Annotated in this window: 11 protein-coding genes; 1 reads left to right on the top strand and 10 read right to left on the bottom strand. The window is 74.2% G+C overall.

Features of this window, described 5'->3' with window-relative positions:
- Window positions 1–22: 22 nt before the first annotated feature.
- Entirely contained in the window at window positions 23–1,198 is a 1,176-nt protein-coding gene (locus tag OG286_RS08650) for an acyl-CoA dehydrogenase family protein (protein WP_396320020.1), read from the bottom strand.
- Window positions 1,199–1,478: 280 nt separating this feature from the next.
- Between OG286_RS08650 and OG286_RS08645 the strand changes: the two genes are divergently transcribed.
- Complete coding sequence (locus tag OG286_RS08645; RefSeq protein ID WP_396320021.1) at window positions 1,479–2,120, top strand: TetR/AcrR family transcriptional regulator; 642 nt, start codon at window positions 1,479–1,481, stop codon at window positions 2,118–2,120.
- Between the two features lie 135 nt (window positions 2,121–2,255).
- Here the strand turns inward: OG286_RS08645 and OG286_RS08640 are convergent, their stop codons facing one another.
- The 9 genes from OG286_RS08640 to OG286_RS08600 form a co-directional block, all read right to left on the bottom strand.
- Window positions 2,256–3,590, bottom strand: a complete 1,335-nt coding sequence (locus OG286_RS08640; RefSeq protein ID WP_396320022.1) for a nitric oxide synthase oxygenase — start codon at window positions 3,588–3,590, stop codon at window positions 2,256–2,258.
- Window positions 3,591–3,774: 184 nt separating this feature from the next.
- Window positions 3,775–5,217, bottom strand: a complete 1,443-nt coding sequence (locus OG286_RS08635) for a sugar porter family MFS transporter (protein WP_405363857.1) — start codon at window positions 5,215–5,217, stop codon at window positions 3,775–3,777.
- A 114-nt stretch (window positions 5,218–5,331) separates the two neighbouring features.
- Entirely contained in the window at window positions 5,332–6,315 is a 984-nt protein-coding gene (egtD, locus tag OG286_RS08630) for an L-histidine N(alpha)-methyltransferase (RefSeq protein WP_396320023.1), read from the bottom strand.
- Between the two features lie 48 nt (window positions 6,316–6,363).
- A complete protein-coding gene (egtC, locus tag OG286_RS08625; RefSeq protein WP_396320024.1) occupies window positions 6,364–7,119 on the bottom strand; it encodes an ergothioneine biosynthesis protein EgtC in 756 nt (251 codons plus the stop codon).
- A complete protein-coding gene (egtB, locus tag OG286_RS08620) occupies window positions 7,119–8,489 on the bottom strand; it encodes an ergothioneine biosynthesis protein EgtB (protein ID WP_405362440.1) in 1,371 nt (456 codons plus the stop codon). Before egtB ends, egtC begins: the two co-directional genes overlap by 1 nt.
- Window positions 8,486–9,838 carry an ergothioneine biosynthesis glutamate--cysteine ligase EgtA gene (egtA, locus tag OG286_RS08615; protein WP_396320026.1) on the bottom strand — a complete coding sequence of 451 codons (1,353 nt, stop codon included), beginning with the start codon at window positions 9,836–9,838 and terminating at the stop codon, window positions 8,486–8,488. Before egtA ends, egtB begins: the two co-directional genes overlap by 4 nt.
- Window positions 9,839–10,059: 221 nt before the next feature.
- Window positions 10,060–11,211 (bottom strand): aminotransferase class I/II-fold pyridoxal phosphate-dependent enzyme, encoded by a 1,152-nt coding sequence (locus OG286_RS08610; protein WP_396320027.1) that lies wholly within the window; start codon window positions 11,209–11,211, stop codon window positions 10,060–10,062.
- Between the two features lie 208 nt (window positions 11,212–11,419).
- A complete protein-coding gene (locus OG286_RS08605; RefSeq protein ID WP_405362443.1) occupies window positions 11,420–11,905 on the bottom strand; it encodes an SRPBCC family protein in 486 nt (161 codons plus the stop codon).
- Between the two features lie 47 nt (window positions 11,906–11,952).
- Window positions 11,953–13,731: a glycoside hydrolase family 15 protein gene (locus OG286_RS08600; RefSeq protein ID WP_396320029.1), complete on the bottom strand. Its 1,779-nt coding sequence runs from the start codon at window positions 13,729–13,731 to the stop codon at window positions 11,953–11,955.
- Between the last annotated feature and the right edge of the window lie 63 nt (window positions 13,732–13,794).

Raw genomic sequence — 13,794 nt, 5'->3', positions numbered from 1 at the left:
AGGAGCAGCGGGAACAGTGGGACTAGAAGGCGTTGACGCCCGTGAGCGCGCGCCCGATCAGAAGCTTGTGGATCTGGCTGGTGCCCTCGTAGAGCGTCATCACCCGCGCGTCGCGCAGGTACTTGCCGACCGGGTACTCGTCGATGAACCCGTAGCCGCCGAAGACCTGGAGCGCGTTGTTGGCGGCCCGGACGGCGGCCTCGCTCGCGTAGAGCTTGGCGACGGAGGACTCGGTGGCGAAGGGCAGGCCGCGGTCGATGTGGTCGGCGACCTTCCAGGTGAGCAGGCGGGAGGCCTCGACGTCCACGGCGATGTCGGCGAGCAACTCCTGCACCAGCTGGTGCGAGGCGATCGGCTTGCCGAACTGCTCGCGCTCGCCCGCGTACCGGACGGCGGCGTCCAGACAGGCCCGGGCGATCCCGACGCAGCCGGCGGCGACCGACATCCGGCCCTTGGCGAGCGCGGCCATCGCCACGCCGAACCCCTTGCCGACTTCGCCGAGCCGGGCGGAGTCGGGCACCCGGACGTTGTCGAAGGTGAGTTCGGCGGTGGCCTGGCCGCGCAGGCCGAGCTTGCCGTGGATCTCCGTGCGGGTGAAGCCGGGCAGGTCGGTGGGGACGAGGAAGGCGGTGACGCCCTTGTGGCCCGCCCCGCCCGTCCGCGCGAAGACGAGGGCGACGTCGGCCCAGGTCCCGTTGGTGATGAACATCTTGGTGCCGCTGATCAGCCAGTCTCCCCCACCCTTCGGGCGGGAGGTGCCCCCATCGTCCCGGACCGCGCGGGTGGTGAGGTTGGCGGCGTCCGAGCCGGTGCCGGGCTCGGTCAGCGCGAAGCAGCCGAGGGCTTCACCGGAGGTGAGCCGGGGCAGCCAGTGCCGCTTCTGTTCCTCGCTGCCATAGCTGTTGACCGACTTGGCGACCAGGCCGAGCGAGACCGAGACGATGCCGCGCACGGCGGAGTCACCCCGGCCGAGCTCCTCCAGGGCGAGGCAGTAGGCGAGATGGTCGCCGCCGCTGCCGCCGTACTCCTCGGGGAGGGTGAGCCCGAGCAGGCCGAGTTTGCCGAGTCTGCCGATGATCGCGCTGTCGACGGACTCGGCGCGGTCCCACTCGGCGGCGTACGGGACGATCTCGCGGTCCGTGAAGGCGGCCGCCAGGTCACGGAGGGCGGCCTGCTCCTCGGAGAGCTCCAGGTTCATCGGGACCCCGTTAAACTAGCGCTGCAAGTTTTATGGGGGGACTGTAGCCCCGACCGGGGCGCACTGGGAAGAGGCGCCTGCCAGAATCGGTCCCCGCCCACTCGAACGCATCCACCGGTCCGAGCCCGGCCCGCACCGACCGACCCGCCCGTGCACCGACCCCGACCCGTCTACCGACCCGCCCGCGCACCGACCCCGACCCGTCTACCGGCCCGCCCGCGCACCCGCTCCGCCCGCACCCATCCCGCCCGAACCCACTCGACCCGGAGGCACCGCGACGATGGCCCGCCCGCGCACCCCCCTGCTCAGCCGCGAGCGCATCGTCACCGCCGCGCTCCAGCTCATCGACGCCGAGGGCCTGGCCGCGCTCTCCACCCGCCGCCTCGCCACCGAGCTGTCGGTCAGCGGGCCGTCGCTCTACAACCACTTCGCCACCAAGGACGAACTGCTGGACGCGGTGGTGGACAGCGTGATGGGCGAGGTCGACCTGTCGATGTTCGGCCGGGAAGCGGCTTGGCCGGAGGCGCTGCGCGGCTGGGCTCGCTCCTACCGCGCCGCCCTCGCCGCGCACCCCAACATCGTCCCGGTGCTGGCCCAGGGCCCCGGGCGGCGGCCGAACGCGCTGAGGCTGGCCGACGCCGTCTTCGGCTGCCTGGTCGAGGCCGGCTGGCCGCGTGGGCAGGCCACCCGGATCGGCGCGCTGATGCGGTACTTCGTCGCCGGATCGGCGCTCGCCTCGTTCGCGGCGGGTTTCCCCGAGGACGCCGGGGTGTACGACGCCGCCGACTACCCGCACCTCGGCGAGGCCCACCGGCTGGCCGAGCACCGGAGCGCGATCGACGAGGGCGCGTTCGAGACCGGGCTCGAAGCGCTCCTCGACGGATTGCTCCTACGGTACGAACGCACCGTCCCGCACCGCTGAGCGCCCAGTCGCCGACCCACCCGGCCGACCCACCCGGCCGACCCACCCGGCCGACCCACCCGGCCGACCCACCCGGCCGACCCACCCGGCCGACCCACCCGGCCGCGCCCCGGGGCCTCGCCCCGTCCGCGCGACTCACCAGGGCTCGCGGGCCACGAAGGCCGGCCGCAGCGACGGGTCCACCGGGTCGTAGTACCGGTGGTAGACGGGGGTCAGCCCGCCGGAGACCGGCGGCACGATCCAGCTCCAGTCGGTGGGTGTGGCCCGGCCGAGCCGCTTCTCCTGGGCGACGTGCTTGAGGAACCGCTCCGACTCGGTGTGGTGGTCGGCCATGGTCACCCCGGCCTCCTGGAACGAGTGCAGCACCGCGACGTTGAGCTCCACCAGCGCCCGGTCGCGCCAGAGCGTGCGGTCGCTGGAGGTGTCCAGCCCGATCCGCTCGGCGACGGTGGCCAGCATGTCGTACCGGTCGGCGTCGGCGAGGTTGCGGGCGCCGATCTCGGTGCCCATGTACCAGCCGTTGAACGGTGCGGTGGGGTAGCGCACACCGCCGATCTCCAACGTCATGTCGCTGATCGCCGGCACCGCGTACCAGCGCAGGCCCAGGTCGGCGAACCAGTCGTGGTCGGGGTGGACGAGCTCGACCTCCAACGTGGTGTCGTCCGGCAGCTCGTACCACTCGGGGCGCTCACCGGGCCGCTCCTGGACCAGCAGCGGCAGGACCTCGAACCGGCCCTCGCCGCCCTTCCACCCGAGGTCCCGGGCGCGGGCGGCCAGTTGGGCGCCGGCCGGGTCGCCGATCCAGCCGCCGTCCGCGCCGGGGTGGCCGGCGTAGCGGATCAGCTGCTGGTTGAGGATGCGGGCGGCCGGACGGCCGGGCCGGTCGGGGGCGAAGACCGAGATCACCGGGCGGATCCGGCCGCCGTTGCCGGCCACCCGCAGGTGCTCGAAGCACTCGGCGGCGATGTCGTCGGCCGAGGCGAGGTGCCGCAGGTCGCGGACGACCAGGCTGCGCCAGTACAGTCGGCCGATGCAGCGGGCCGCGTTGCGCCAGGCCAGCTTGGTGCCGTACGCGAGCTCGGCGGGCGTGTGCTCGTAGGTGCCGGTGCGGTCGATCTCGTCGAGGACGGTCCGCACCCGCCCGGCCGGGTCCCCGGCGGCGGGCTGCTCGCGGTGGAACTGCCGGACGAACGCTTCGGCCTCGGCAGGATCGGTGAAGTGGCCGGGGCCGGTGAAATGACCGGGGCCGGTGAAGTGGCTGGGGCCGGTGAAATGACCGGGGCCGGTGAAGTGGCCGGCCTCGATGACGTGGGCCGCCTGCGGCGCCTGGTCGCGGGGGGTGAGCGAGCCGGTGCCGTGGTCGGTCAGCCGCCCGACCGGGTGCCCGGATGTCTGGGCGGGCGCCGGCCCGGCGGGCTCGGGCGCGGGGTGCGCATGGGCGTACGGACAGCCGGCGGCAGGCGCTGCCACGGGTCTGCGGGTGCTGCGGGTGCGAAGCCGGTTGAAGATCAAGGACTCATCCCTCCTGGCCACCAGGAGTACCGGAGGTGTGCGCCCCGCCGCAGAGAGTGAACGATTCGGCCCCCGCACCCGCGCCGGGGCGCTAGGGTGCGGGGGCCGAAGGTCGGACTGTCGGATCAGCCCATGGCTTGCGTCAGCCCATGTCCTCCAGCCGGATGCCCTTGGTCTCCTTCATGAACCGTGCCACGAAGAGGATCGACAGGGCCGCGAAGGCCGCGTAGACCAGGTAGGTCACCGAGAGGTTCCAGCGCGAGAGCGACGGGAACGAGACGGTGATCGCCCAGTTGGCGATCCACTGCGCGGAGGCGGCGACGGAGAGCGCGGCGGCGCGGATCCGGTTGGGGAACATCTCGCCGAGCATCACCCAGACCACGACGCCCCAGGACATCGCGAAGAACAGCACGAACGCGTTGGCGGCGATCAGGGCGACGGTGCCCTGGAGGTCCGGGAGGGTGACGTTGTCGCCGCTGCCGGTGGCGGAGGAGAACGCCCAGCCGCAGGCGGCCAGGGCGACGGCCATGCCGGCCGAGCCGATCAGGGCGAGCGGCTTGCGGCCGATCCGGTCGACCAGCAGGATCGCGACCACCGTGCCGAGGATGTTGATGACCGAGCCGATGAAGCTGATCAGCAGCGAGTTGCTCTGGTCGATGCCGACCGACTGCCAGAGGATCGACGAGTAGTAGAAGATCACGTTGATGCCGACCAGCTGCTGGAACACCGAGAGGCCGATGCCGACCCAGACGATCGGCAGCAGGCCGAAGCGGCCGCCGAGCAGGTCGCGGAAGCGCGGCTGGTGGTCGGAGTCGATCAGGCCCTGGATCTCGGCGATCCGGGCGTCCGTGTCGGCGTTCCTGCCCTCGACCTCGGCGAGCACGGCGCGGGCCTCGTCCAGGCGGCCGGCCGAGATCAGGTAGCGCGGGGACTCGGGGATCATCGAGGAGAGCACGAAGTAGACGGCGGCGGGCAGGACGCAGATGCCGAGCATCCACTGCCAGGCCTCCAGGCCGAGCAGGTGGCCACGGGTCTCGCCGCCGGCGGCGTCCGCCAGCACCCAGTTGACCAGCTGGGAGATCGCGATGCCGAGCACGATCGCGGCCTGCTGGAAGGAGGCGAGCCGGCCGCGGTACTTGGTCGGCGCCACCTCGGCGATGTAGGTCGGGGCGATCACCGAGGCGATGCCGATGGCGGCTCCGCCGAGGACCCGCCAGCAGGCGAGGTCCCAGGCGGAGAACGGCAGCATCGAGCCGACCGCGCTCACCGCGAAGAGCAGCGCGCCCGCCTTCATGACCTTGATTCGGCCGTACCGGTCGGCGAACCGGCCGGCCACCGCGGCGCCGACCGCCGAGCCGAGCAGCGCCGAGGAGACGATCAGGCCGGTCACGCCGTCGCCGACGCCGAACTTCTCCTGGATGCCCGAGACGGCCCCGTTGATCACGGAGCTGTCGTAGCCGAACAGGAACCCGCCGAGGGCCGCGGCGGCGGTGATGAAGACGACGAAGCCGAGGCGGTCGGTGGATCGGGCCTCCGCCGCCGAGGGCTCCGTCGGCTCCGTGGGCTGCTGGGTGACGCTCACGATCTTGACTCCTGGTACTCAACGCTGAGCTTGGTGCCGAGATCGTAACCCGTCAATGTTCAAGTGTTGTACGTGGGATGCCCATCAAGTCCCTTTTGATATTAGTAAAGTGAACTGTCAAACCCGGCCTTCCATCGGCGAGGCCAGCGACAGTCCGAACCGTCCCTCGTCGTCCGTCCACCAGTGGCTCAGCCGCAGGCCGGCCGCCGCCAACTCCTCCGCGACCCGCTCCCGGCGGAACTTCGCCGACACCTCGGTGCGCAGCTCCTCGCCCGCTTCGAAGTGGACCGGCAGGTCGAGCACCGGGATCTTCACGGTCTGGGAGCGCAGTGAGCGCAGCCGCATCTCGATCCACTCCTGCTCCTCGTCCCAGAGCGCCACGTGCTCGAACGCGTCCGGGTCGAAGTCGGCGTTCAGCTCGCGGTTCAGCACGTTGAGCACGTTCCGGTTGAACTCCGCCGTCACCCCGGCCGCGTCGTCGTAGGCGGCGACCAGTACGCCCGGGTCCTTCACCAGGTCGGTGCCGAGCAGCAGGAAGTCGCCCGGGTCGAGGGCGGCGCGCAGGCCGCGCAGGAAGACGGCCCGCTCGGCGGGGAGCAGGTTGCCCAGGGTGCCGCCGAGGAAGGCGACCAGGCGCGGGCCGCCGTCCGGGGGCAGCCCGAGCCGGGCGGTGAAGTCGGCGAGCATGCCCTGCACCGTCAGCCCCGGGTACTCCTCGGCGAGCGCCTTTCCGGCGGAGGTCAGCGCGCTCTCGCTGACGTCGACCGGGACGTAGGTGTGCAGAGTGCCGAGGTCGCGCAGGGCGTCCAGCAGCAGCCGGGTCTTCTCGGAGGAGCCGGAGCCCAGCTCGACCAGGGTGCGGGCGCCGGTGGCGGCGGCGATCTCGCCGGCCCGGGCGGTCAGGATGGTCCGCTCGGCGCGGGTCGGGTAGTACTCCGGCAGCCGGGTGATCTCCTCGAACAGCTCGCTGCCCCGGGCGTCGTAGAACCACTTCGGCGGGAGCCACTTCGGTTCGGAGGTCAGACCGTGCTGCACGTCGTGCCGCAAGGCGGTGCTGAAGTGGTCGGCGGGCAGCAGACGGGTGAGATCAAAGGTGCTCATGACAGATGGGTCCTCGGTTCAAAAAGTGAAGGGGAGAGGGAGGAAGGCTCAGGGCGCCCGAACGGCTCCGAGCGGCTCGACCGTGATGCCGTCCGGGCCTGCCAGCAGCAGCGAGCGGTCCGGGACGGCCGTCCAGTCCGGGTGGTCGTCGTACGGCTCGGAGGCCACCACCACCCCGAGCCCGGGCAGGGTCCGGTGGTGCAGGGTGTCGCCCCAGCTGGTCGCGGCGATGGCACGGCCGTCGGTGAGCAGCAGGTTGAGCCGGCCGGTGGTGTGGGCGGCCACGTCCGCGACGGTGCCGGCCACGGCCTCGCCGAGGCCCGCGCCGGCGCGCAGCCGGTGCAGCGCCAGGCCCCAGAGCAGTGCCGAGTCGGTGCGCGCCACCAGCTCCAGCAGCTCGGCCGGCGGCAGCAGCCCGGCCAGGGCGTCGAGCTTCTCCGGCCAGCCGGCCACCGCGCCGTTGTGGCTGAACAGCCAGCGCCCGCCGGCGAACGGCGCGGCCGCCTCCTCGCCCGCCGCGCACCCCTCGGTGGCCGAGCGGACGGCCGCCAGCAGCGCCCGGGTGCGGATCACCCGGGCGAGGTCGGCGAACGAGGAGTCCGCCCAGATCGGCCCGGCCCGCCGGTGGCGGGCCGGCACCTCGTCGCCGTCGGCGTACCAGCCGAGGCCGAAGCCGTCCGCGTTGACCGTGCCGTACTGCTGCGTCCGCGGCGCCCAGGACTGCCGGTAGAGCCCGAACGGCGGCTCGACCAGCAGCTCCCTCGGTGCCAGTGGCTCGCCCAGGTAGGCGATGTGGCGGCACATCAGTCCGTCTCCACATCGGCGGCGGTGCGGAACCCGGCGAAGATCTGGCGGCGGATCGGGTAGTCCCAGTTGCGGAAGGTGCCCCGGCAGGCGACCGGTGCGACGGCGAAGCAGCCGCCGCGCAGCACCTTGTACTCGGGCCCGAAGAAGACCTCCGAGTACTCCTTGTACGGCCAGGCCCGGAAGCCCGGGTAGGGGTGGAAGTCGCTGGCCGTCCACTCCCACACGTCTCCCATCAACTGCCGTACCCCGTCGGGTGATTCGCCGTCCGGGTAGCTTCCGGCCGGGGCCGGGCGGAGGTGGCGCTGGCCGAGGTTGGCGTGCTCGGGCGCGGGCGACGCGTCGCCCCACGGGTAGCGGCGGGAGCGCCCGGTGGCCGGGTCGTGCCGGGCGGCCTTCTCCCACTCCGCCTCGGTCGGCAGCCGCCGGCCGGCCCATCGGGCGTAGGCGTCGGCCTCGTACCAGCTGACGTGCAGCACCGGCTCGTCGGCCGGCACCGGCTCCAGCAGGCCGAACCGGCGGCGGAGCCACTGGCCGCCCTCGCGGTGCCAGAACAGCGGGGCGGTCAGCCCGGCCTTCTGCCGGTGCTCCCAGCCCTCGGCGGTCCACCAGCGCGGGTCGTCGTAGCCGCCGTCGGCGATGAACCGCAGGTAGGCGCCGTTGGTGACGGGTGTGGTGTCCAGCCGGAAGGCCGGCAGCTCGACCCGGTGCGCCGGTCGTTCGTTGTCCAGCGCCCACGGCTCGGTGTCGGTGCCCATGGTGAACGGGCCCGCCGGGATCACCACGTCGGCGGGCAGCGTGGCGGCGTCCGCGGGGGCGGGCGGCGGCGGGGGAGCGGCCAGGGCGGGCTCTCCCCTGCGGAGCTGATGGGTGATCAGCATCGTCTCGTCGTGCTGCTGTTCGTGCTGGGCGATCATGCCGAAGGCGAACCCGGCTTCCAGCAGTGGCGCGCCCTCCAGCGGACTCTCGCCCAGCAGGTCGAGCACCCGGCCGCGCACCTCGTGCGCGTACGCGCGGGCCTCGTGCGGCGGCAGCAGCGGCAGGCTGGGGCGCTCGGCACGCGGGTGCTCGAAGGCGTCGTAGAGCGGGTCGATCTCGGGGTGCATCGGATCCCGGCCGCCCACGTTGCGCAGCAGCCAGAGCTCTTCCTGGTTGCCGATGTGCGCGACGTCCCAGACCAGCGGGGACATCAGCGGTGAGTGCTGGGCGGTCAGGTCGCGGTCCTCGACGCAGTCGGTGAGCGCGGCGGTGCGGGCGCGGGCGGCCAGCAGCTCGGCGGCGATCGTCTCCCGGAGGGCCTCCGGCGACAGGGTCTCCAGCGGCGCGGCTGCCGGGGCGGGGGCGCCGGTCGGGCGGGCGTCGTCGATCATGGTGCGGCCTCCTCCGGGGGAGTGCGTCGGGTGCCGGAGCGCAGGGCGTCCAGCTGGTCGTCGGCCGGGCAGCGGCCGCGCGCGGGGTAGCGCTCGGCGAACTCGGCGACGGCGGTGCGCAGCCGTCCGGCGCCGGGCAGGCGGCCCAGCGCGGCGTCGGCGGCGGCGAAGCAGGCGAGGGTGGCGCGGCGCAGCTCGGGGTCGGCGACGGCCAGGGTGGCGGCCCGGCGCCAGGCGTCGCTGCGCGGCGGACGCGGGCCGTCGGCGCACTCCAGCGGCTCCAGCGCGGCGAGTGCGGCCTCGGCGGCCACCGGGTCGTCCAGCAGTGCGGTGACCAGGGCGGCGGGGACGATCCAGCCGTCGCCGGGCTGCGCGTCGATCATCCGCAGCTCCAGGTGGCCGCGCGGGCGGACCGGCGGGAACAGCGTGGTGCGGTGGTAGTCCAGGTCGGCCAGGGTGGGCGGGCGCTCGCCGGCGCCGCGCAGCCAGTCGGCGAACGTCATCCCGGCCGGAGCGGTCCAGGGCAGCCCGTCGGGGCGGCGGATGCAGAGCACCTCGGCGTCCAGCACGTACCGGGTCCAGGCCTCGCGCGGGTCGCCGTGGTCGGGGGCGGGGGCGAGCGTGCGGGTGGGGTCCATCCGGGACCAGACGGTCTGCCGGGTGGACCGGTGGCCGGTGGGCCTGCCGTCCAGCAGCGGGGAGTTGGCGAAGGCGGCGACCAGCACCGGACCCAGCCGGTGGGCGAGGCGCCAGCGCCGGTCCAGCGCGTGCGGACCGTCCGCGGCGCCGGCATCCAGGCAGACCTGGACGGACGCGGTGCCGGTCATCATGATCCGGCCCCAGGGGCCGGCCGAGTTGAAGAACCGTTCCATCGCCAGGTAGCGCGGGTGGTCCAGCACCATCTGGCGCGGACGGGCGAGGGGGTCGGTGCCGGTGCCGGTGAGGCGCAGGCCCTGGGCGGCGAAGGCGGCCCGCAGGGCGGCGAGATCGCGTCGGGTGTCGTCGACGCAGGCGGTGAGGCCGTCGGCGGGCGGGGAGCTGAGCTCGACCTGTCCGCCGGGTTCGAGAGTGAGGCGGGCTCCGGAGGGGAGCGACGTCCCGTCGGAGCCTCCGAGGGGCAGCGCGTCCAGTGCGGCGTGCAGCCGCTCCGGTTGGACGGGGCGGGTGGGACATCGGTCGTCATGGACGAACCACTCCACCTCGACACCGATCAGCCGGGGCGGTCCGATCTTGAAACAGACGCCGGCCATGTGGCGGCGTGCCGCCGATTCGGTGAGCGGTGTCACCCCGCTCGGGGGCGGGTCCGTGCTGGGGCGGGCGGTCGGGCTGGTCGGGCGAACGGGTGTCACCGGACTCACCATCCTCGGGATCACGATTGCGGCCCGGTCTACCCTGCCCAGTCTGCTACGGACCATGCGGGGGCGCTCCGCAAACATCTCGTGAAGAGATGTCGTTGCAGGTCAGAGGCGGTGCAACCGGGTGATCCGGGGCTCCGGGGGAGTCTCGCCCGGGCCCCGGCGGAGCCACGCCCAGGCTCCCGGCATCCCCTCGGCCGGGCCTCGGGCGGGTCTCAGCGGAGCCGGGCCAGCCGCTCCAGGACGGTCTCCAGGACAGGGCCCGGCAGCGCGTAGTTGAGCCGCAGCGCGCCGTGCCCGCCCGGCCCGAAGTCGGCCCCGCCGGAGGCCTCCAGACCGCACCGCTCCAGCAGCGCCGCCCGCGCCCCGGCCGGCGGCAGGCCCAGCGCGACGGCGTCCACCCAGAGCAGGTACGAGGCCTCGGGCGCGGAGGCGACGGCGCCGCCGAGCAGGCCGGTCAGCCGGTCCCGGGCGGCCGCCAGGTGCGCCAGCAACGCGTCCAGCCACGGGCCGCCGTGCTGCAGCGCCGCCTGCTGCACCTCCTGCTCCAGCAGCCCGCCCTCCCAGAGGCCGTACCCGGCCATCACGTCGGTGAGTCGCTCGCGCAGTGCGCCGTCCGGGACGAGCGCGAAGCAGCTGGGGATGCCGGAGGTGTTGAAGGTCTTGCCCACCGAGTTGAGCGTGACGGTCCGCTCCCGGTACGGGCCCGCCACGGCGACGGCCACCGGGTGCCGGTGCCCCGGGTGGGTGAGGTCGCCGTGCACCTCGTCCGAGACCAGCACCGCGCCGGCCTCCGCCGCCGCCCCGGCGAGCGCGCGGACCTCGCCCTCGTGCCAGACCCGCCCGGACGGGTTGTGCGGACTGCTGAGCAGCACCGCCCCGGCCCGGCGCCCCGCCAACGCGGCCACCGGCAGCCGGTATCCCGCGTCGTCCCGGGGCAGCGGCACCTCCTCGTACGGCAGCGCGGCGGAGCGGCAGAGCTGGGCGAAGCCGCCCCATTCGGGGGCCGGGAACAGCACCGGGCCGGCCGGGCGCACCGCCTCCAGCAGCAGCCGGACGGCGGTCCGCGGGCCGGCCGGCAGCAGCACCACCCATGCCGGATCCACCGTCACCCCGTGCCGCTCCCGGTACCACCGCGCCACCAGCGCCCGCCCGGCCGGGTCGCACACCGTGTACCCGTACGCGCGGTGCCCGGCCCGGTCCGCCAGGGCGCGGGCGACGGCGGCCGGGCCGGGCAGGTCCATGTCGGCGAGGCCCATCGGGATCACCCCGTCCGCCCCGCCGGCGGCCCGCGCCCACTTGCTGCTGCCGGTGCCGGCGCGGTCGAAGGGGCGGTCGAAACCGAAGTCCTCGGGCGGAGCGCTCACGGCAGGGGCCTCCCGGTACGGCGGCGGGCGAAGACGTCCACATCCACGCTAGCCGCATCGGACGATCACTCGAACCGGGCTGCCCGGAGCCGGTGGCCGCCTGGATGACGACCAGCTGTTCGGGCGCCGCCGCGGACCGGCGGCGCACCGGCCCGGGCGCACGCCGTACGCTGCGGCCCTGGCACGGCGTACGGGCAGGACGGGGAGGTCAGCCGTCGGCGGCCCGCGCCGCGCCCCTGCCCAGGTACCCGGCCAGCCCCCGCCGCCCCCGCCACATCATCGCGGCGTGGTTGGCGCGGAAGACGGGGTGCAGGGGGAGGGCGAGCCGGCGCAGCAGGGGCTTGGCCGGCCGGGTGTCCTCCTCGAAGAGCACGCGGCTGCCCGCGCCGTCCGCGGCGCCCGGGCCGTCCGGGGTGACGGTCCAGCGGGACCAGCCGGTGAGGTCGCCGTGCATGGCGGCCTCCAGCACCCCGGCGGCCGGGTCGCGCCGGACCCTCTCCAGCCCGATGACCAGCCGGTACGGCAGCAGCGCGCGCACCTCCACCTCGCCGGCGTCCGGGCCGGTCTCCCGGGCGGTGCGGATCTCGGGCCACCAGAGCGGGTAGCTCCGCACGTCCTCCAGTGCCGCGTACACGGCGGCCGGCGGCGCGGGCAGTCGCCAGGCGCCGCGGAATCGGTAGTGGTTGGGGTCCACCTGCCGAACGGTACTCCCGTCCGCCCGCCGGGCAGGGCCCCTGCGCGTCACTCCGGTTCGGCCAGCGTGAACGCCGTGTTGACCAGTGCGACGTGGGTGAACGCCTGCGGGGTGTTGCCGAGCTGGCGGCGGGAGCGCGGCTCCCACTGCTCGGAGAGCAGCCCGAGGTCGTTGGCGAGCCCGACCACCCGGGCGAACAGTTCGCGCGCCTCGGCCCGCCGCCCGGTCGCGGCGAGCGCGTCGGCGAGCCAGAACGAGCAGGCCAGGAAGGCGCCCTCGCCGCCGGGCAGGCCGTCGGTGCGCTGGTGGGCCTGGTAGCGGCGGACGAGGCCGCCGTGGTCGAGGCCGTCCCGGACGGCGTCCACGGTCCTGATCACCCGCGGGTCGTCCGGCGGCAGGAAGCCGCTCTTGACCACGAACAGGGTGGCCGCGTCGAGCCCCTGCCCGCCGTAGTGCTGGACGAAGACGCCGCGCCGCCGGTCGTAGCCGTGCGCGCAGACGTCGGCGTGGACGGCGTCGCGCATGGCCCGCCAGCGGTCGACGGGCGCGGTCAGGCCGGTGGCCTCGGCGAGCCGGACGGCGCGGTCGGCGGCGACCCAGGACATCACCTTGGAGTGGACGAAGTGCTGCCGCCCGCCGCGGACCTCCCAGAGGCCCTCGTCGGGCTCCCGCCAGTGCTGTTCCAGGTACTCCATCAGGGCCCGCAGCAGGGTCCAGACGTGCCGTTCCATCGGCAGGCCGGCCAGCAGTGCGAGGTGCAGGGTGTCCACCACCTCGCCGTAGACGTCGAGTTGGAGCTGGTCGACGGCGGCGTTGCCGAACCGGACCGGCCGGGAGTCCTCGTAGCCGGGCAGCCAGTCGGCGACGGTCTCGCCGAGGACGCGTTCGCCGGCGACCCCGTACACGGTCTGCAGGTCGCCCGGGTCGCCGGCGATGGCGCGCAGCAGCCAGCGGCGCCAGGCGGCGGCCTCTTCGCGGAACCCGCCGCGGAGCAGGGCGGAGAGGGTCATCGAGGAGTCGCGCAGCCAGCAGAACCGGTAGTCCCAGTTGCGCATCCCGCCGATCCATTCGGGCAGGGAGGCGGTGGGTGCGGCGACGATCCCGCCGGTGGGGGCGTAGGTGAGCGCCTTGAGGGTGATCAGCGAGCGCAGCACGGCGTCCCGCCACTCGCCGCGGTACCGGCAGCCGGCCGCCCACCGCTGCCAGTCGCGCAGGGTGGCGAGCAGGGTCTCCTCGGGGTCGGTGCGCGGGGTGGCGGTCAGGTGGGAGGGCTGCCAGGTGAGCACGAAGGGGATGCGGTCGCCGGCGGTGACGGTGAAGTCGGAGGCGGTGATGCCGTCCACGCCGTAGGTGTGCACGCCGGGCGGGACCCGTAACCAGACGGAGTCCGGCCCGGCGACGGCGATCCGGTGCCGGCCGGTGCGGCGTACCCAGGGTTCGATCCGGCCGTAGTTGAACCGCAGCCGCAGCTCGCCGCGGACCGGGACGGTGCCGCCGAGGCCCTCCACGATCCGGATGAGTTGCGGGGTGCGGCTGTCCGGTCCGCGCTGGGGCATGAAGTCGGTGATCCGCACCGAGCCGCCGGGTGTGCGCCACTCACTTTCCAGGACGAGGCTGTCGCCGAGGTAGCGGCGGGCGGAACACTGCGTGCCGCCGACGGGGGCGAGCCGCCAGGCGCCGTGCTGCCGGTCGCCGAGGAGGCCGGCGAAGCAGCTGGGGGAGTCGAACCGGGGCAGGCAGAGCCAGTCGACAGATCCGTCCCGGCCCACCAGGGCAGCGGTCTGCAGGTCGCCGATCAGGGCGTAGTCCTCGATGTGTCCGGCCATCGGCTCCATTGTCCGGCCCGGCCGCCTTCCCGGCAGGGCGGGGAGCCGGCCCCGGGCGCGGGC

It is taken from the genome of Kitasatospora sp. NBC_00039, from assembly GCF_045160625.1.
GTDB lineage: Bacteria > Actinomycetota > Actinomycetes > Streptomycetales > Streptomycetaceae > Kitasatospora.
Note: the sequence above shows the minus strand (reverse complement) of the source record. Positions and strands in the feature narration are given on the sequence as shown.

Excerpts from the sequence above, each read along its gene's own strand:
- egtB (WP_405362440.1), bottom strand. The coding sequence starts at position 8,489 with ATGATCGACGACGCCCGCCCGACCGGCGCCCCCGCCCCGGCAGCCGCG.
- egtC (WP_396320024.1), bottom strand. The coding sequence starts at position 7,119 with ATGTGCCGCCACATCGCCTACCTGGGCGAGCCACTGGCACCGAGGGAG.
- OG286_RS08650 (WP_396320020.1), bottom strand. The coding sequence starts at position 1,198 with ATGAACCTGGAGCTCTCCGAGGAGCAGGCCGCCCTCCGTGACCTGGCG.
- egtD (WP_396320023.1), bottom strand. The coding sequence starts at position 6,315 with ATGAGCACCTTTGATCTCACCCGTCTGCTGCCCGCCGACCACTTCAGC.
- OG286_RS08645 (WP_396320021.1), top strand. The coding sequence starts at position 1,479 with ATGGCCCGCCCGCGCACCCCCCTGCTCAGCCGCGAGCGCATCGTCACC.
- OG286_RS08600 (WP_396320029.1), bottom strand. The coding sequence starts at position 13,731 with ATGGCCGGACACATCGAGGACTACGCCCTGATCGGCGACCTGCAGACC.